At 55.7% G+C, this 19285-nt stretch carries 10 protein-coding genes and 1 tRNA gene; 2 read left to right on the top strand and 9 right to left on the bottom strand.

All coding sequences use genetic code 11. The features are described 5' to 3' along the window. Positions 1 to 359: 359 nt before the first annotated feature. The 3 genes from AB1644_11720 to AB1644_11710 all read right to left on the bottom strand — a co-directional run bounded on the left by AB1644_11720 (position 360) and on the right by AB1644_11710 (position 5728). Positions 360 to 4397 carry a right-handed parallel beta-helix repeat-containing protein gene (locus AB1644_11720; protein MEW6051710.1) on the bottom strand — a complete coding sequence of 1346 codons (4038 nt, stop codon included), beginning with the start codon at positions 4395 to 4397 and terminating at the stop codon, positions 360 to 362. Positions 4398 to 4681: 284 nt separating this feature from the next. Continuing rightward, positions 4682 to 4864 carry a hypothetical protein gene (locus AB1644_11715; protein MEW6051709.1) on the bottom strand — a complete coding sequence of 61 codons (183 nt, stop codon included), beginning with the start codon at positions 4862 to 4864 and terminating at the stop codon, positions 4682 to 4684. 3 nt (positions 4865 to 4867) lie between these two features. Beyond that, complete coding sequence (locus tag AB1644_11710) at positions 4868 to 5728, bottom strand: SPFH domain-containing protein (GenBank protein ID MEW6051708.1); 861 nt, start codon at positions 5726 to 5728, stop codon at positions 4868 to 4870. Positions 5729 to 6247: 519 nt separating this feature from the next. Here AB1644_11710 and AB1644_11705 point away from each other — a divergent pair. Beyond that, a tRNA-Glu gene (locus tag AB1644_11705) sits at positions 6248 to 6320 on the top strand. 164 nt (positions 6321 to 6484) lie between these two features. On the opposite strand, the gene AB1644_11700 is transcribed toward AB1644_11705, so the two are convergent. The 3 genes from AB1644_11700 to AB1644_11690 are packed head-to-tail and all read right to left on the bottom strand — an operon-like array spanning position 6485 to position 13701. Beyond that, positions 6485 to 7477, bottom strand: coding sequence for a PorV/PorQ family protein (locus AB1644_11700; protein MEW6051707.1), 993 nt, complete (start codon positions 7475 to 7477; stop codon positions 6485 to 6487). A gap of 19 nt (positions 7478 to 7496) precedes the next feature. Then, positions 7497 to 10793, bottom strand: coding sequence for a hypothetical protein (locus tag AB1644_11695; protein ID MEW6051706.1), 3297 nt, complete (start codon positions 10791 to 10793; stop codon positions 7497 to 7499). Positions 10794 to 10812: 19 nt separating this feature from the next. Beyond that, the gene (locus tag AB1644_11690) at positions 10813 to 13701 is read right to left on the bottom strand and encodes a TonB-dependent receptor (protein MEW6051705.1); all 2889 of its coding nucleotides are present in this window, start codon (positions 13699 to 13701) and stop codon (positions 10813 to 10815) included. Between the two features lie 627 nt (positions 13702 to 14328). Here AB1644_11690 and AB1644_11685 point away from each other — a divergent pair. Continuing rightward, the gene (locus AB1644_11685; protein MEW6051704.1) at positions 14329 to 14991 is read left to right on the top strand and encodes a CDP-alcohol phosphatidyltransferase family protein; all 663 of its coding nucleotides are present in this window, start codon (positions 14329 to 14331) and stop codon (positions 14989 to 14991) included. Positions 14992 to 15005: 14 nt separating this feature from the next. Here the strand turns inward: AB1644_11685 and AB1644_11680 are convergent, their stop codons facing one another. The 3 genes from AB1644_11680 to AB1644_11670 form a co-directional block, all read right to left on the bottom strand. Beyond that, entirely contained in the window at positions 15006 to 16106 is a 1101-nt protein-coding gene (locus AB1644_11680) for an alanine racemase (protein ID MEW6051703.1), read from the bottom strand. Between the two features lie 61 nt (positions 16107 to 16167). After that, positions 16168 to 18537 carry an ABC transporter substrate binding protein gene (locus tag AB1644_11675; protein MEW6051702.1) on the bottom strand — a complete coding sequence of 790 codons (2370 nt, stop codon included), beginning with the start codon at positions 18535 to 18537 and terminating at the stop codon, positions 16168 to 16170. 92 nt (positions 18538 to 18629) lie between these two features. Continuing rightward, a complete protein-coding gene (locus AB1644_11670) occupies positions 18630 to 19007 on the bottom strand; it encodes a response regulator (protein MEW6051701.1) in 378 nt (125 codons plus the stop codon). Between the last annotated feature and the right edge of the window lie 278 nt (positions 19008 to 19285).

The raw sequence follows: 19285 nt of genomic DNA, 5'->3' as shown, positions 1-19285 counted from the left end.
CCGGTAAGCCGATAGCCCGCGTCTCGTCTGCGCTCGACGCGACGGAAAGGATTGTCACATCGCTTCCGCCTGCGGTGGAATCACCTCACCACGACGCTATCGGCAGAACCAGAAGCGGTTCTGCCCTACGGCTCCTCGACGCGACGACAACAAAGGGGCTATCCCGACGTCGGTTCGAGCGAAGACGAGAACCGGCGGCACACCGGTAGGCCGAAGGCCCGCGTCCCGTCTGCGCTCGACGCGACGACAACAAAGGGGCTATCCCGACGTCGGTTCGAGCGAAGACGAGGACCGAGCAGTGGCCGTAGTTCGGGTTCCGAGCCCGCTTCGGGCGAGAAACCCGACATCAGATGCTCTCCTCAGCACCCCACCCTCGGAGCGGGGCCGTTGAAGAACAAATAATCTATCAAGTACGACAGGTCCGAAATATCAACCGCACAACTCCCGTTGACATCCGCCACGAACAGCGGGCTGATCGGCGCGACGAAAAACAGAAAGTCCACCAACCGCGACAAATCCCCGATATCGCACGCATGCGAATGGTCTATATCCCCCAGCGCCCAGGTCCAGAAGTCAGCGGTTGGCGACATCACACTCAGCCCGGTCCTGTCGCGCGCAGTTACTCTCCAGTAGTAATGCGTGGCGAAGTAGAGCGAATCGGTCAACGCAAACTGGTTGGTCAGAATCGAATCCCGCACATACGCAAACGAGAAATTGGGACGGTCCGACAACTCCAACTTGTACCACACGGTGTCAAACGGGTCCGGGTCGTACGACGGTTGCCAGAGCATGGTGGGGAGCATGGTGAACACCGGAAGTCCGCTCGTATCCGGCGGCGAGGTCAGCGTGAACGCACCCGGCGGCGCAGGATTGCCGTCGACAAAGAAGTTGGCATACGGCGACCACTCGGAATACTCGTACCCATCGAACGCCCGCACGCGCCACCAATAGCGGCAGTTCTCGGCAAGCGGAGTGGTGATCTGGCCGCCGGTTGAATCGATTCCGCTCGGCACGTTGTTTAGTTCGATTGGCGGCCCGCCGCTGACACAATCGGTGTCATGGAACCCGGCGAAGTCGTACGTCAGCGCATCCCCCTCGGCATCGGTGCTGTTGAGCACCCACAAGGTGGGCAAAGAACCCGCGACTTGATTATTGATTGGCGATTGTTGAACCGGCACGCTGGGGAGGGAGTTCATGCGGAAAGAGGAGTTGTACCAAGGGGACCAGACAGCCCCATTAAACACCCGCAAACGGAGATAATAGGTCATGCCATCGAGAAGTGGCGAACCGTTGTACACCACAAACGTGTCCGAGCTCGTAAAGGGGGCTGGGTTCCAGAGCTCAGCATATGTCCAGTTCGTATCTGAGCCAACAGCAATTTCGAACTGTGATTGCGTTCTGTTCATGTCATCCGAGTAGTCCCAATGAATGGTGGGCGTGTCGGACACGACATTCTGCGAATTGGGCGGAATTATCACACTCTGAACCTGTGGGCCCTGACATGTGCCGAGAGTGACCCCGCCAATAAGCTGACTGCATGAGTTGTTAGCCGGAAGACAAGGAGAGGCCGAATGTACTGCAAGGTTGGTATAGGAAGTGTCACAGAAGAGAGGGTCGGCCGAAAAGTTCCCGTTCAGATTTGCCTGTTCAGCGATGAAGCCTACCCAATCTCCGCCATCGTTGCCATATATGTCACTGCAACCAAACGCCAGTGCCGTATCATATCCTGATCCAACATGTATGGTACTGCCCCCCTGATTCCCTATGATGGCGCATCTATCAAAGGAAGCTGTATCTCCAGAACTATATTGAACAGCAACGAACGACCCAGTGTCCGCAGAATTGGCTATGAAAGCGCAGTTCTCAACCTCGGTAAAACCAATGCCATTTGCCCAGACGGCTCCACCCCTCACTGCTGTATTCCCCATCACTAATGAATTGCGCATCATGAGCGACGATGGAAGGCCAAAGTGCACTCCTCCGCCGTCCACACCAGTATTGAACAGTATGTTGCAGCCGTCTACTAACAGACCGATACCTGGAAAACCGCCCACAAAGATGCCGCCAGCGCCGTTGTGGGTGATATCACAGTCGATCAAGGCTGCCCCATCGCCAACTACCCACAGACCATATCCTCCATTGAATTCGATCTTGCCGCCATGGACATAGAAGGATGGCCCACCGTGGATTCCGTCTTCCGCGTTCTCCCTAATCAAGCAGGAGCTAAACTCGTTTTGGCCGTAGCCGTAATGAAAGCTGAAGATGCCGGCTCCCGTGTTCCTCTCAATCTGACAATTGCTGATAACACACTCATCAGACGCAAGACTAATCCCACTTCCGACATTATTGCTGATAATACAACCATGGACGCTGGTGGGAACTGATGTGCTTACCCCGCCGCCTTGATTCGCTGTAATTGAGCAGTCGCGCACCTCAAGATACCCCCCATTGACCCCTCCACCGATGTTGTTTGATATGGCACACGAATCCAAATGGACGCGACTGACATAACTGCCGCCAGTTACACGTACGCCTCCACCGCTGTTCGAGTTAATGATACAACGAGCTATCCGAACACCTGAGCTGGCTAAGATACCGCCTCCCACGCCGTTTCTTACGGTGAGTCCGTACAAGACGGCGTTTGTATCTTCGCCGTTCACGAACCGCACCACACTCCCCGTATCGCTCGCTCCAAGCACAGTTGTATCTGCATCGATGATCGTATTCGCAATATGATTTGTGTCGCCATCCATGATAAGGTTGCTGGCCACCACGATTTTCTTGCCTTTGAAGCTGATGCGCTCGTAATAGACGCCATCGGCGACAAGGACCGTATCGCCATCATAAGCAGCGTCGATGGCGGCTTGAATCGTCGGAAATCGCTCGGGCGCATGTATGATCCCCGGCTCGCAGAGGACTGGCGCTGCCCCGATCAAGGTACTGCAGGTGTTGTTTGCCGGAGCACAGGGAGAAGTCGAGCGAATGCCAAAATTGCCGGCAGCCGCTTCGCAAAACTGAGGATCAGCAGAGAAATTCCCGTTTAGTTCGGCCTGGTCAGCAATACAATCCACCCAATTGCCTGCAGGATTCCCAAAAATATCAGTGCAGGAAATTACAACTCCGCTGTCGCCATAAAACCCGCAATCGAACGGAGGGCTTGTCTGATTCTGTGCAATAATGCAGCGCTGGAATTGCTGCCTTGTCCACTCGGTTGGAGCAACTCCTTTTCGGTACAGGACCGAGCCACCTAACGCGTCATTGTGGATGAAGGTGCAGCTTCGAAGCACGAGATGGCCATTACCTGACCACGCAATTGCCCCGCCATATTGGGCGGAGTTATTGTCAAAGAGACAACGATCGGCTTCAAAGTATCCGCTCCATTCATCGCCACCCAGATGGACAGCCCCACCATATTGGGCCGAATTATTGACAAGTATACAATCAAACAACAGGGCGGCGCCATCGGGATGGACTACAATTCCTCCCTCTCCGTTCCCAGAAACGATAGATGAGCGTACTGACCCACCGGCCATGTCCCCGAAGTAAATGCCTCGTCCTCCATTGTTTGTAATCACAGAATTCACAATTACTTCAACTGCATCCTTAAGAACATCGGGAGTCCTCCTGACTTTGCCGCCCCCGGTTCCAGCCCAATGAAGACCGCCACCGTTATTACTGATCACGCAGTCCCACATATGCCAGAGATGGCCTCCGTTGATGTAAACACCGTATCCCGCGTTTCCTTCGATACGGACATTGTCGAAAGTGAAATCCGCCTCCACTCCCCCGACTCCATCGCCGCCATTGTCGAGAATCTGACAACTGTCAAGACTGGCGCCTCCAAACCCTGCATATACCGCGCTTCTTCTTATGCCTGTGCCCATGCCTGCATTTCCTGAAATGTTGCAGTGGTCGAACGTACCATGTGCCTGAGCGAAGTAGGCTGCGCTGCCGACATCGGCGTGATTTCCAAACAATCTGCAGTGCTTTATGAGGAGCGACATACTCATCGCCCATATTCCCCCACCATAACGGATAGAATTGCTTGTGCCGAGTCCTCCTGTGACCGTCAGCCCAAATAATGTCATGCCCGAATAACACCGGATCACACTATTCGAGTCAGATACACCGACGACAGCAGTATCCCCATCAATGATTGTCGCAGCGATGTGACTGGTGTCCTGATCGACGATCATCTGGCTCGCAAGGCAAATGTTCTTGTCCTCGATGCGGAGTAACTCATAGTAGTGTCCGTCCGCCACCAGCACCGTATCTCCATCCACAGCCACGTTAATCCCCGCCTGAATCGTGGGCTGGTCGGCGGGGACGTGGATAGTCGCACCAAATGACACCGACATCAGCGCCATCGCCAACAGAAACGCTATAACAAGCTTCATGAAACCCCCCGGAGTTGAACTATGATTTACCTAACGACGATAGGTTTCCGTCCTTTGGCATAATATACAACCGACTCGACGGGTGTCAATGGTAATTTGTCCTTGTCGGACAAAGATCGCACCTGTTAGGTGCGGCACAAACGATGGGGGAGATTGCTTCGTCCGGTCCGCCGATGGCGGGTCCTCCTCGCAATGACGGCTGCTGAGGCCAGCACGCAGTGGGATGTCGGGTTTCTCGATCGAAGCGATCTCGGAACCCGACCTACGACGCCGGGACAATCCACTCACTCCTCCGCCGAGCAGCGCGGGCGTTTCGGCGGGCGAAGGCGGTCGGCATCCTGTAACGCCTTCCGCAGCAGGAACTCGATCTGTCCGTTCAAGCTGCGGAATTCATCATCGGCCCAACGCTGCAACAAGTGCAGCGTCTCCTGGTCGATCCTGACAAGAAATGGCTTCCGTTCCGCCACGGCTTATTGGTACAGCGTTCCGGTGTTGATGACCGGCTGCGTGGCGCTCTCGCCGCACAGCACAACCAGCAGATTGGACACCATCGCCGCCTTCCGCTCTTCATCGAGCACGATGATATGTTTCTGCGACAACTGCTCGAGCGCCATCTCCACCATGCCAACCGCACCCTCGACAATGAGCTGCCGGGCCGCAACGACTGCACCTGCCTGTTGGCGGCGAAGCATAACTTCGGCGATCTCCGGAGCGTACGCCAGATGGCTGATGCGCGCTTCGATCACCTGCACTCCAGCTTCGGCCAGGCGGTCATGAATCTCCGCTTTCAGTTGGTCGGATATAGTGGCGGTGTGCCCGCGCAGCGAGACTTCATGCTCTTTGTTCGTGTCGTACGGGTGCTGTGTGGCCAGATTTCGCACGGCCGCTTCACTTTGAATCTTGACGAAATTCTCGTAGTTGTCCACCTGGAAACTGGCCATGGCCGTGTCAATCACCTTCCAGACGACAATGGCGGCGATCTCGATCGGGCTGCCGTTGATATCGTTCACTTTCAGGCGGTTCGTTTCGAAATTCCGCACCCGCAGCGAGATTTTCTTCTTCGCATAAAGCGGGTTGGCCCAGCGCAGTCCTTCCTGTTTGGCTGTCCCGACATATTTACCGAACAACTGCATCACCTGCCCCTGGTTCGGGTTCACCATGAACAGACCGGCGAGACAAAACGCAGTGAGAAAGATGACCACGACACCGAAGATCTTGTTCAGGTCCGACTCCGCCGTGACAATGTTGAACACGGCGAGAAACAGAATCAGGATTGCCAGGATGAGTGGGCCCCAGCCGGAAACAACCTGACGTTCGCGTTCTTTAATCACATAACCTCCTTAGCTATCGTTATGATATCACCAAGATATCATATCGGCTGTTGATGTCAAGAGATTTAGAGGACGGGATAGAAAAAAAAACGGCGATCTTATGCGGGGCAGATATTCTCAACCGGTTCATTGAGGCGAGGCACAGCCGGTGGAGGCGCAGTTCGGAGGCGAGATTCTGCGCCGGCTTGGGCCAAGCTGACCTGCATTGTCTGATTCGAACCTATTGCCGTTCAAAGGGGGCTTGGGTATGAATGTGGACAAACTTGGTCAGAGCCACAATCGGTGCGTCATGGTACCTGCCATTGTGGCAGAGTGGCGTTTGTGGCCTGTGTAAAAGTGACCTGAAAATTCTTGAAAAATACTGATGAAAAGTGAGTTGCAGTAAGCTGTTTCAGGCCATGATATTAACGGAGTCGAGCGCCGTAACGTGTTGTGGCGCAACGTGGTTACATTTCTTGACAGAGTATTTGTTGAAGTCTATTATCCCGCGTGTTGCTTTTTTAGCATTGCGCACGAATTGGCGGTATCGTCTAGTGGTTTAGGACAGGTGGTTCTCAGCCATCAAACCGGGGTTCGACTCCCCGTACCGCTAAAATTCAACGTCGGCAGTTATTCCCTGGCTGCCGACGTTTATATTTTGATGATTCGCAATACATGGCGCGTTGAATCGAACGAACGTTTTACGAAGTGACAGAAACGAAATCGGGCGCCCGAATGGACGCCCGATCTGTTGACCAAACTAATTAAGAGCCAGAATCAGAAGTTGGCCCGCAAGGTGAAGTACTGGTTGTCATCGAAGGTCTCGGTCTGAGTCCAGGCATACTCGAATGTCAGCTTGGTGCTGCCGATCGGGTACGACAATCCGGCTCCAACCGAAGCTCCATAGAGGTACTGGTCCTGCTTGGAGTAGTTGTAGCCGGCTCTGAGGAAATAGCGCTGGTTGTAGGCGTACTCAGCGCCCCCCTGCCACATGTCTTCCTGGAAGTTGTTCGAGCGGAAATTTCCCGCGAGCGTCACCGAGTTCATACCCTGGTTGAACGCATTGTAGGAAATTCCAATGTTGATCGAACTGGGCAGGTCATACGACGCCGCGTTCGGTGAAGTGGGGCGTTGATCGGTCAGAAACCGTTCAAACCCCTTGCCGGAGAACTTGGCCTGCGGGCCGTAGTTCTTGACGGCTATCCCCATCTTCACGCCTCTCCAGCGCGGATCGTAAATGAATCCCACATCGAAAGCCGTGGCATTCGAAGTCGCCTCGAAGATGGTCTCATTGATGAGCATCCCGGTGGCGCCGAATGAGACGTTGGCGGTTAGCTGACGTGCGTAGGTCAAACCCAGCACTGTCAGGGTCGGATTGAACACTCGGCCGGTTCCGTCGGGGAATTGCTGGGTGGTTTCTTCCATGTCGCCGATCGAGACCACCTTGGCGCCAAGGCCGATCGCACCGAACGATTCTATATTAGTCGCGACACCGCCGAAGTTGATATCGATGTCAGCAATATACGGCTGGTGGCTGAACATCGCTTCCGTCCCTTCGAGGGACGCCAACCCGGCGGGATTCCAGTACATGGCTTCCACGCCGGAGGCATCGGCAACCGTGGTGCCGCCCATCGCCGTGCCGCGTGAGCCGATCGGTATGAGCAGCTCCTGCGCACCGGCAGTGCCGATTCTCTTTGAGTTCCCCGCGTACACTGAAGGCAAGCAGAGCACAAGGAGAATCAGCGCTACTATGACTAATCTGTGTTTCATCACGTTATCCTTCCTTGCCTTAGTATTTCTGAATTACTTCGGCTTCAGTGAACACGGCCATCTTGCCAATCTTCTGACCCATGCCCGGTGCATCCACAACGTAGATGTAGATGCCCGAGGCCACCGGCAGACCGTTTTCGGTCAGGACATCCCACGACTCGATGGACGTAGTGGCATCGGTCTTCTGTATGGTGCGCACCAGGTCGCCGGCCAGTGTGTAGATATAGATTGTGCAGAGGTCCGGCAGATGCTGGAACTTGATCTGACGGTTGGTGACCGCTGGATCATACGGCCCGAACAAATAGAACGGGTTCGGTACGGTGTTGATCTTGGCAAGGCGGTCCTCGCCTGACTGGGTCACGGGCGCCAGTGCCGTGAAGTTGAAAGTGTCCAGCGGACTGTTGACATGATTGGCGTACAGCGCAAACTCGTCACCGGTCGCCCAGCCCACTTCAGCCCGCCTTGCCCATGTCGAGAAGTACATGATGGGCAGCGGATTATTTATGGCCTCCACCTGGTTCGCAGGGTCAGGTGTCTCGCTGTAGTCCGTATTGAAAATGAACAGCCACTCTCGCGGCCCATCGCCAGATACATTGTCAGCCGCCGCGTAGAAAGGAGGCCAGTATTTGCCGTCCACACTGCCACCGGAAACGTTGTTTTCCAGGTATCCCAATGCCAGTCGACGCGGCGGGTTGGCTTCTACATCCCAGGCCGAGAGCGGAATGCTCTTGGTGAAGTCCTGGTATGAGTAGCCGCCGGCCGCATTCACGATGTACGGGGCGAACTCCGGTCTGGCCGGCGGACCCGCAAAGCCTCGGCCATATCGATACGCATACGAGACATTGGGGTCATTAGGGTCGAATACGCCAGAGGCGTCAGTGGTCGCAAGTCTCAGCACGACGTTCTTGATGAACGGCGCCGGAACCGCAGGGTCGCCTCCGCCAAACACGGTGTTGGGACTCGCCCAACCGATGGAGCCCTGGAACGCTTCAAAGTGGAGCCCGTCGGCACCACCGGCCCAGGTGAATCGCCTGGTACCGCTCGGGATGCTCCAGCCTTGATTCGCATCTCCCGCGAAACCGGGCTTAAGTCCCGGTTCTGGGCCCGACACCTTGACGATCATGCCATCGAATATGCTGTAGTCCTCGTCACCTGTCTGATTTAGCTGGCGGTCGAGAATCAATTGACCGGTCGTCGTGTTGCGCAACCGCCAGTATGAGATATCGACAATTGCAGTGTCATAGCTCTCAAGAATCGTGTCAGCGTACACGGAGTCCAGAGTAGTGTCTACACAGTAGATGGTGTCGAAATCGTAGGTGATGAAACAGATGTTGGGAGTCGTAACGAATGTGTAAAAGAACTCGATAGTGTCAACCGCAAATGGTGTGTAGGTAGCGGTCGTCTCGGGATAAGTCCCAAATGAGACTTGGTAGTCATTGCCGGTCAGTATCGATGGATCGATCACAATGGGACTGATGATACCATCTGATGGCCCGGTCGCATGGATGACGGCCAGAGTCTGTCCATATTCGGTCCTGTAATCAACTTCAGCGATCGGCGGCTGTGGAATCGCAGTCAGAATCGTCGCAGACGTGAGAGTCTTCGGTGACTCCGCAGGATTGTACGAATATGCCTCCACTTTGTAGAAGTATTGCGTAGTGTTCAACAGCTCACCGCCGTTGATGTAGTCCTCCTGAGCACCAAAATAGCGTTGGATGCCGTTATCAGTCGCGACTTTCACGGCCCGAAATTCAAGAATTCCGGTGTTAGGGTCGAGAACATTGTCAAGAATATTGGACTCGCCGTCCACCAGGTCAAAGTTGCCAATCTGCGTCCATGGTCCAGCCGGCGATTCGCCCTGGTAAACCGTGTATCCTTGGAACGGATAGTCACCGGGGTCAACTTCGGACGTATCAGTCCATCGAAGTGAAACGGTGCCATCGAGGTTCTTGATGGTCACTCTGGGTGCCACCGGGGCCTTTGGGATATCGAAGTCCAGGTCGTAGGCCGATTGAGCCGTCACGTCGAAGAACTTCGCCACGGAAATGGACGACTTGCGGTCACCACCCTGGCCGATGATGATAGCGGCGAGGATTTCGGTACTGTCACCGGGGCGAAACGTGATTGGTCCTGTCGACTGCATCATGCGGCGGTCAGCCGGATCGAAATCCAGATCGCCTGTTCCCGTGACTGGGTCGCCTGGGAAGTTGTACTTCGTGCCGTTCGCCAGCGGCGTGCCATCGGCATTCAACCCCTGCATGTAATTGTACGTCTCGACGAAGTTTACCGGGTCAGTCCCGTTTATGTACTTGTTAAACGACACCATCCCCAGATTCTGGTATCCGGGCCAGGTTGTTCCCCATGCTTTGCCTACATCGTTCGGATCACCTGTATAGTATAGTGGTCCTTGGAGGAAGTCGTAGGCAGTACAGGGGGGGCGAGAACCGTACTGGTTGTCGGCGTTGTTGGCGTTATATGTGAAGCCGACGCTTAACGTAGTGTCGCAACCGACAAGGTCATCACTCGATCCGCCGAGATCGGGATCGGCCCAGAGGGAGAAGTAGCAGTCCTGAATGGTCCGCCGACCTTTGTTGAACACCTGGAACTTCACGAAAACGATGTTATTCAACGGACCCTCGCGGCGAAACGCAAAAGTAGTCTGACGGATCTCCAGGCCTAATGAGTTGGTGCTGCCGGCATCGTTTTTGTTAGCTGTGTCGGCGTCGTTGTAGACAGCCCAGCACATCTGGTCACCAATGAGGACCGGCACTGAGTCGTTACCGACAACCTGAAACGGCGCGCCCTGTCTAGCCACTATTTCCCAGTTGTTATAGTCGGCGTTGGGATTCGACGCCAGCGAATCGCTATAGATCTTATAGACCTTAAACTCCGGTGCGTCCGGATAGTAATTAATACTATCATCGACCGTCTGCCGGTACGGGCCTTGCCGATATTCGGAGTTGTACTCCGCCACTTTCACGCGAGTCTCGCCGGAAGCGGAGTCACGACCGCCGACCCAGAGCCCGGAGGCATACAGCGGCGACCTTACCTGTGAGCCGTCCAGAATGTACTGGACGCCGTTGTATGGGAAAAACGTCCCATAGTCGTACCCAAACACGCCGGCGAGGTCACGCCCAAACGAACCGGTGTTGGTCACGAACATCAGGATGTTGTTGGCATCGATGTACGGTTCGTTGTCGATCGACTTGACCGCAGGCGGGGTACCTTTCGTCGAATTCCTTGACACCGGCGGCGCCGCCAGCACCGAAAGTGCCATCAGGAGAATCAACGATATCGCAAGAAGTTTTACTTTCATGTTCATTTCACCTCGTTCCTTAGAAGGACGCCCTGAGACCGACCAGGATCATCCGCGGAATCCCATAGTTGCTGGGGTTGTCCTGCTTCAATCTGTATTCATAGTCACCGTTATTCTGGACAAAGGTCGTCCCCTCAGCCGTACCCAGCCAACCGGTCTCGTTGGGCTTGCCGGTGGTTTCGTACACACCATATACGTTGTCTCTATCCAGCAGGTTGAGCACCTGGAGGTAGGGTGTCAACGAGTAGCCGCGGACGGAGATCACTCGTTCCAGTTTGAGGTCGATCCGGAACGTCCACGGCAACCGGGCCGAGTTGATCGAGCCGATCGGCTGCGGAGTGAACGCCGCCAACGTAATGGCGTTGTCGACCTTGATCGGCGTGTATGGCGTCCCGCTGGCCGCTCGCACCAGTATATCCAGACCGGTGTTCTCAAGGATGAAGGTATTACCGAGTCTTGGTCCCTCACCTTTGTGCGACCGAATGTCGAATACGCCGATAATCGAATGACGCTGGTCATAGTCGAGCGGGGCCGTTGTCTTGGGCGGGAACTGCGGGTTCTGCCAGGCAACGATGTACTGGCTCTGTGCATACGAGCCGGTGCCGGTAGAATAGCCCAGCGTGTATTTCAGGTTCAAGGTGATATTGCGCGTGCGGCGCATCCTGAACTCGAAATCCACCCCCTTGATCGTTCCATAATCGGTGTTGGCAAAGAAATCGTAGACACGCGGTGATGAGGGCGACTGATGGAAGATCTGGGTTAGGTCGCTGACATCTTTGTAATAGGCCGTGACGTCCAGAGCGGTAAACTCTCCGAGCTGATGCGTGATGCCGAATTCGTATTGCGTCGTCTTCTCCGGAGCCAGGTTCGGACTGGCGAATGGATAATACGAACCCGCCGAAACGCGTGCTTCAAAGAAGTCGTAGCCCAGATACAGTCTGAGCAGATCCGGACGCTGATAGAACTTGCCGTAGTTAATGTGCAGTTGCGTCGCGTCGCTCACTGGAAACGCCACGCCCAACCGCGGCGACACACGGGTGAATTTCTTGCTCGGCTCGAGGTCGCCCGGGTCAAGCGTGTCGACACCTGTGACGTTACCAGGATCCAAAGGATTCAGCACGTCCTTGATACGCAGCGCCTTGTAATCGAAGTAGTCGAACCGCACACCTGCGCTCACCACCAGACTCTGCCACTCGAAGCGATCTTCAGTGTACAAGCCGAGGTTGTACGGGTGCTTGGTGTCATTGGCGTACCCTTCGGCGTCGGATTCTTCGCCGTTCTGGTCAAAGCCATACCGGTTCACCAGGTTTTTCGTGTACCCCAGAGTGGCGTCCAGATTCTCGAAATATCTCAATGTGTGGCGCTGGAAATCGAACCCCGCCTTCAAAGTGTGATGCTCGCTGACCCGGTCGGTAAGATCCCCCTTGAATCCGATATAGGATGACTTCCTGTGCAGGAAATTCGCCCAGTAAGCCGACTGGTAGCCTACGATCGTGTCTTCCGGGGAACCGGGCAGGATGCGACTGTCGTAGAAACTCGCTCTGATAGCAGCTGAGTCCTCATAGAACAGATTCTGTTCATCTTCTTCCGGATTTGGGAAGCTTCTATCCAGGACACCTGTCCGTTTATAAGCGGCGAGGTTGTCAAACAGAACTCCATCTCCGCGAATCCGTTCGGTCAGGTAGTACGATGCACTCAGGTTGTAGTACGTGTTGGCATTGAGAGTATGCGTCACTTTAGCGTTGATACCGACGTTCTTGTCTTTGTACCGCGGCATGTGCTCGGGCGTGAAGAGCCGGCTATGACGATACTCCTGCCATTTGTCCAGGGAGCCGTTGAAGCTCAGCCCGGCTTTGAGGGTAGGTTTGAAATTGTAATCGAGCTTTCCCTGATACGACCAGCCGTCGAGCGTGTTGCTCGGCAGACGCTGCGGGCTGTCACCAAAACGGGAAGCCAAGCTGTAATTCTCTATGACATCTTTGGTGATGGAGGAGGGTTCGCGGTCACCCAGCCAGCGCCGTTCACCGGAAAAGAAGAAGAAGCCTTTCGTGGTACCCGGTATGGGACCGCCAAAATCAGCGGAGTAGGAGTTCTGGTCGTAACTGTGTGTTTTGCCCCACATGTTATCGGTCACGATCTCCGCGTTGCCTTTGTACTTCTCCGTGCCGGAATTGGTCACCACATTGACAATACCCGACGCCACGTAGCCATACTCGGCCGAGAAGGCGCCTGCGGTTACCGACACCTCTTTGATGGCGTTATTGCTGATGTTGGAGGTGGAAATACCTGACAGCGGGTCCTGCTGTGAGAATCCGTCCACGTAGTACGCCACTTCGGATGGGCGGCCGCCGCGCAGGTTCAGTTCCTGACCGACGCCTCCAACGGACTCGCGCTGACCGCGCTGGCGCACGTCAAGGTTGGACTTGATCCGTACAACACTGTTTTGGATCCCGACAACCTGTTCGAATCCACGGACCGGCATGGCCAGCAACTCGTCGCGCTTGACGATGTTTATGGTCGTGGTCTTGTCCTTCACCACCAGGGGGCGTTCGGCGGTCACCTGGATCGTCTTGCCGATATCCGTGACGCGCGAACTGAGCTCCTGGTTCTGGTAGGAGGCCAGATCGGCGGAGACTTCCACGTTGGATATCTGCACTTCCGCATATCCTACCAGGGACATTTTGAGCGTATATGTGCCGACCGGTACGTTGAGTATCGTGTAGCCGCCTTCGGCGTCAGACACTGCCCCCATGTTCGTACCGACGACTTGCACCGACACGCCGACCAACGGTTCCTTGGTCTGGGCGTCGGTCACAACACCAGTGATCTTGCCTACTGTCGCCCCTAAGACGAGTCCGGGCAGGACACAGGCGACAGACAAGGCGAGAATGATGCGAAGTAATTTCATACTCCTCTTCCTCTATCTATCTGTTAGCGTTAGGATTTGACAGATCTCGTCAGACAGTCTGACAGAGCGTGGGTCATGCGGTCACCTCCTGGTTACCCTTTCCTTTTACATCCATGTGAAACCGCACCTGGTGCAGTTCACCGCACGCAAACAGGCGCAAATGGGCCTGTGGTGTCAACAAAAAAACCTCTTTCCCGGCAATGAGTTGCCCCGATTCTGGGGGCCGGAGATAGTCCGCCGGTGGTCGACCTGGCTGAAGATGCAGCATAAGGTCGGATGCACCGACGACACGGTTGGAAATCTGGCAAACGCTATCCATAGCATTCAGCTCATACAGCCTGCTTCGAAGAGCAGTGATGGTAGCGGGGCGATGGTGAGGGCCTCCCCAGGGAGCATACGGCCGCACCCAATTCGCTACTATACTGTACGTATTATGTCGGCAGATGTGGCTGCGAGTTGAGCCGGATAATCGTACATTTGCACCCCGCATCCGGCTCCACTACGACGTGCGTCGCATAGAAGAGGTTCCCTATCGGCAAACTGAAGAACTTACGGACGGCCGTTTCTCAACGTTGCGGTTGATCGGCCAGCGGTCGTACATTTCGGTTATATGCGAGGCAAAGGCCTATGAGATTCGGTGAGGCCGTTCAGATCCGCGATCTATTGCTGCTCCCGAACCTGCTCAGTCTGTTTCGGGTGGCGTTGACCCCGGTGGTCGGGTTCTATCTTGCCCAGGACGGAACGCGTGCGACCATCATGGCAGTGGTTGTCATGCTGGTGGCTGGGTTGACCGACGGGCTGGACGGGTATCTCGCACGTAGGCTCAATCAAACCAGCGCACTGGGTTTGATACTCGACCCGGTGGCTGACAAGCTCTTCGCCGCTGTCATGGTTGTATTTCTGGTACTGTATCGCGACCTACCCATCTGGCTGGCGGTGGTCATTGTCGGTAGGGATCTCTTGATCCTGGTGGCGGCGCTGATCGCACCGGCACGGCTCACCGCCTTCCCTTCCACAGCGACCGGCAAGTACGCCTTCTTCTATATCCTGTTGTTGATCGGCTTCTACACCATCAGGTTCGACTTTGGCGTCACGCTCTTCACGTGGCTCGTGGTCGGGTTGATCATAGCGGTGGCAGTTGTGTACGGGCGGCGATTGGTGCGAATGTATCGCGGACTGTCGGAACCGCCACATAGCGAACCGCCTCTCTACGGCAGACTGCGGGTGGGACTGACAGTGGCAATTCTGGTGGTCTGCGCGATCAAATACTATCTGGATGTGATCCGTTGATCGGCGCGGCAATCTTAGGTCATGGCGCCACGCGCAAGGATCGGAATCTCCTCAACCACGTGGGCCTGTTCAACGAGATAAGCCCGGTCGAACATGTTCACGACGGCACAGGCGTGGTTGGGAATGATGCGGACTTTCTCCCCCAACGTGAACTGCTTCGCGTCCCCGGAAATAATGCCGTGTTCTTCCGATAGTCGCTCGAGTATTGCCCGCTTGCCAAGCAGGTTGCCAAACCCCTGTACGAGCCGTTTACCATGGGCTCCGGCATCGGCAGTGAGTGCTTTGCTTCCGGCATCGATAACCACGCGGTCGGCAGCCGGCCGACTGATGACCGTCGCCAGCAGAGTGAGGGCGCAGGAATCCACTGTTGCCGATCCGAGCGCCACCTGAATCATATCGTTGAAAATGTAGTTGCCAACTCTCAGTTCCGTAACCCCGGTCATAGCGCATGCGTACGGGGCGGTAGGGGTTGAACCAACACTCACCACTTCGATCGGGAAACCCGCCTGGCATAATTTCTCAGCCATTTGTACCATTGTCTGTCCCTCAGCCGTCCCGATTTGTCGAAGCTCCGCAGGGCTGCCGGCGGCATAGGCGTGCCCGGCATGAGTCATGGCGCCGAGCAACCGCAGGCCCGGGAGTGAACGGATATGCGACGCCAGTGCTATGACCTCATTCGGCTCGCTCAATCCGCAGCGGTGAAGACCAGTGTCGATTTCAATGAGAAGGTCCAATATCTTCTGATGCGCCGCGAATATCGCTGACAATTCCACGACATTCTCGATTGAGTCCACCGCACACGTAACATGCGCCGATGTGGCAAGCCGGGCCAACCGCTCGATCTTCTCCCTGCCGACCACTTGATTCGCGATCTGAATATCGTTGAGGCCGTGAGCGGCCATCAATTCTGCCTCGGCCAGCTTGGCGACCGCTATCCCGACTGCGCCGATCTGCAACTGCTGGTGAGCCAGCCGGGGGCTTTTGTGAGTCTTGATGTGAGGTCGCAGTCGTACGTGATGTGAATCCGCCGTAGCCTGCATCCGCGCCAGATTGGCTTCCATAATGACGCGGTCGATAAGAAGACAGGGAGTGTCAAGGTCCAGCATGTGTAACATGGTGTGATTCAGTTCGCTTATTCATGGATCAAAGGGCTACGCCCATCGTCGAAATACCGACTCACGGTTGGCCAAACTGCTGCGACAACCGGAGCGACAATTGCGCAATGGGCGATGGGAGATGGTCATCAAGCTCCCAGCCCAGTTCGGAGAGGAGCTTTGCAGCCGTTGCTTGCAGTTCGAAGCGCGCCAGAATGGCATCGACGTGTGATTCGGCATCCACGGTAGTCTGCCGGTCGGCATCGGCAAACGACGCATGCCCGGAATCGTACTGATTCACCAAGGAATCCAGGTCGGCGTCGGCCATACGGGCCGCCCGGTCCTGCAAGTGTGCAACTTGCAACTGCGAGCGGAGTCGGGCCAGCAGCACCTGAACGGTCCCCATCAATTCGAGCCGCTGATTGTCGCGGAGGTATTCCTGGCGGCTATACAGGGATGTGCCCTGTTTCGCCGCCTTAAAGCGGTCGAACCCATCGAGCAGGTTCCAGTTCAGTCGGGCCGAGAGTTGCAGTGTTGGCCTCTTTTCCGTGAAGATCGGAGCCTGGTCGGCCATCGAATCCGCCAGCGCCAGCGTTGCTCCAAGCCCGAATGTCGGCAGCCAGCGCGAACGGGTGAGGGAAAGATCGAGTCGACGCGAAGCGAGTTGGATATCTTCGAGCCGAGCAGACGGATTGGTCCGGATCGCTTCGGCCACCAGCCATTTCTCGGTCTTGGCGTATGACGCATCGTTGTCGAGGTAAGCGGTTATCGAGTCGTAGTCAGCCAGGAAACGATCGGCCATGAACGGATCCACTGCCAGAGCAAACAACTGCTCGCCACTCTGATTGAAAAACACATTGAGTAGTACCCGAGCGGCCGACAGATTCGCCTGTGCCTCCAAAATGGAGGCCGTCGTGCGGAGGCGTTCGGTCTGCCAGCGCATGACATCCGACTCGGTCTCCTCGCCAAGTGCAGCGCGTGCACGCGCCAGTTGTAGATTTCGATCGATGGCAGCACGTTGCGTCTTTCGGATGGTCAGGAGTTCTTCAGCCCGGGCATAATTCAGATAGGCGATGGTAACGGCACGGATAAACTCCAGCCGTGACCGGGCGAAATCGGCGGTGAGACTGTCCTTGCTTCGGGAAGCCAGTTGAATCTCTCTGATGGCCGGCAGTGAAAACAAGGTCTGTTCGAGCGAAAACGCCACGCGGTACTGGTCTGACTGCACTCTTCCTTGCTCATTGGATACCGTGTTGTCATCGACATGGGTCGCGCCGGCCGAAACCGAGAGGTGGGGAAGATACGCAGACATAGCCCGGCTGGCCGCTGTCGTTGCGGCAGCAAGCGCATCATGCCTGGCCAGATATCCCGGGTTCTGCTCGAGCGCACGAGCGATCGCCTCGTTGAGCGTGTAGCTGGGGACAGAGGCGTCGGCCGACGGCTCAATTATATTGGCTTCGGCGGCCAATAGATCAGCCAGTTTCACATTGCAGAGCGCTGCCGTGCTTCGATTGATCGTCAGTTGGTGAGCGGCAGGCAGTTCGACCGGAAGGTCAGCCGGCGTACTCCCCTGAAGAATCTTGATCGTCTTGCCGGCCTGAAAGCGAGCTTCGGCGAGGGGTGTAATGTCGGCCGATGACGCACATGCGCCGCGACCAACAGGGTACGATTCCCAACCACAGAACAACGGCACGCGGTTGCGAGCGACGACCGATGTGAACTCATGAGCCGAACTCCCTTCAAGCCCCCAGAACGGGCCGACATACAGAGCATCGATTTTGTCTGTCAAGGCGGCATAGGCCTTGAAATAGGCAAAGGTCCCGAAATTATTGAACCCTGTGGCTGAGTGTATATCGATTCCCTCGTGCGCGGCCAGGGTGGTCAGAGTGTCGAGGAACCGCTTGCCATCGCTCGCGCCTTGGAAATACAGTACGCCGAGCTTTTTCACGCCGAACAGACGTTTCATAGTTTGCAGATCATCTGCGAGTCGATTCGGCACTGTGGTGACTGTGAGGTTTCGGGCGACCGGTCGTCCGGCCATATCAAGCAGTGAATCGGCAGAAGGGTCAAGCTGACAGGCCGCCAAGATCGGAGTTTTGCAACCGGCCGCGAGAAGATCACGAACCCCCCATGGGCCGACGGTGATGATGATATCCAGATTCGACTGCGCGGCAAGTTCCCTGGCCATCGTGATGCAGGACTCCCTGTCCCATCCGGCAGAACGAAACCCGGTGGGCTCAAAAACAAGTTCCCAGCCTTGGGGGGTCAATTTGTCGAGTTCGTCGCGAAATATGGTTCGGAACTGGTTGTGGCCGATGTAATCTCCGGCCTCGAGATAGCCGATATGGAACTGTTTTTTGGGGAGCGCTGCTGCCGGTGTGACATCGGTAACCGACAGGCCGAGTACTGCAACAATTATGGCCGCAAGCCGACCCCAAAGAAACATTTTCATAAGACGCTTATACCAAGGGGACAAAGTACTTCTCCACGCCACGCTCGGCAAGCGTCATTTGGCCGTCAGTATCGATGAGGTGAGGGCCAATCTCAAGTCGCCGGCGTGCTCCAGGCGGCGATCTGATCTATCATGGACGAGAGCTTCTGGGCCTGGTACGGCTTCTGAAGAAACCATGTTGTCGTCCGAAGCTCGCCGGTCAACTCGGTCTCAGCGTTGACCGATCCGCTTGAAAAAATACAAGGCAAGCCAGGATTGATCTCGCGAAGGCGGCGGAGTGTCTCAGCACCCGTCAAGCCGGGCATGCTGGCATCAAGCAGCACGGCTCCGATCTGAGCGCTCTTCTCACGAAAGATGGCAATCCCATCCGGACCCGATCTTGCGGCCAGGACAGTATGACCCGCCTTGCTCAGAATTCGTTCGGCCAGCATGCGGATGACATCCTCGTCATCAATAACCAAAACTGTCATGACAAATCCTCCTCCTCACACGTCTGCTTGTTGGACCATCCTGCAAAGAATGTGATCGAATGCCAGATTTTTCCTTTGACAACGTATACGCAGCCGTCGTATGTTAGGCAACAAATAACGACAACAATTTGTATCGCTGAATAAACCGTCAACCGAACACGAAGTACCGGGACCAATGAGCAGAACATTCACCTCACCAGTAAATGCCCTGACGGGGGCGCTTCGCGGCGGTACAGCTACGGATAAGACTTGACGTTTCAACAAGTTACGATGCGACC

Source organism: Candidatus Zixiibacteriota bacterium (genome assembly GCA_040753875.1).
In the GTDB taxonomy this organism is placed as follows: domain Bacteria; phylum Zixibacteria; class MSB-5A5; order GN15; family FEB-12; genus DATKJY01.
Note: the sequence above shows the minus strand (reverse complement) of the source record. Positions and strands in the feature narration are given on the sequence as shown.